Genomic DNA, 974 nt, shown 5'->3' on the forward strand with positions numbered 1-974 from the left:
GAAGCGCGACAAGTTCGGTCCGCGCTCGGAGCGCAGCCAGCGGCTGCTCGACCAGATGGAGCTGCAGCTCGAGGAGCTGGCGGCAGCGCAGGGCGAGGATCAAGCCAGGGCGGAGACCGCCGCCGTCCCGGTGCGGGGCTTCACGCGGCAGAAGGCTGTGCGCCGCAACTTTCCCGCCGATTTGCCGCGCCGGCGCATCGTTCATGCGGCGCCGACGACGTGTCCCTGCTGCGGCGGCACGAAGCTGTCGAAGATCGGCGAGGATGTCACCGAGACTCTCGACGTCATTCCGCGGCAATGGTTCGTGACCGAGCATGTGCGGGAGAAGTTCAGCTGCCGCTCGTGCGAGAAGATCGGTCAACCGCCGGCGCCGTTCCATGCGATTGCCCGCGGCTTTGCCGGCCCGAGCCTGTTGGCCATGATGCTGGTCGAGAAGTATGCCAATCATCAACCGCTCAACCGGCAGAGCGAGCAGTATGCGCGTGAGGGAATCGAGTTGTCAGTCTCGACCATGGCCGATCATGTCGGCGCCTGTGCGGCCACGCTGCGGCCGCTCTACGAGCTGATCAAGGCGCACGTGTTCGCCGCCGAGCGCGTCCACGGCGACGACACCACCGTGCCGGTGCTGGCGAAGGGAAAGACCCGGACGGGTCGGATCTGGACCTACGTTCGCGACGACCGTCCGTTCGGCGGCAAGGTGCCACCCGCTGCCGTGTACTTCTACTCGGCAGATCGCGCCGGCATCCATCCCGAGCAGCATCTCGCCGGCTACGCCGGCATCCTTCAGGCCGATGCCTATAGCGGGTTCAATGCGCTCTACGCATCGGATCGCAAGGGCGGACCGATCACGGAAGCCGGCTGCTGGGCGCATGCCCGGCGCAAGCTGTTCGAGCTTGCCGACGTCGCTTCGAAGGCGCGCAACGGGAAACCGGCCACGATCTCGCCGATCGCGGTCGGGGCGGTGCAGAAGGTCG

Annotated in this window: 1 protein-coding gene; it reads left to right on the forward strand. The window is 67.0% G+C overall.

What is annotated here, in order from left to right:
* The coding region (gene tnpC / locus ACP4IX_RS36255) for an IS66 family transposase (RefSeq protein ID WP_426558912.1) at positions 1–974 on the forward strand (974 nt) is incomplete at both ends.

The organism is Streptomyces sp. WG5, assembly GCF_049974565.1.
In the GTDB taxonomy this organism is placed as follows: domain Bacteria; phylum Actinomycetota; class Actinomycetes; order Streptomycetales; family Streptomycetaceae; genus Streptomyces.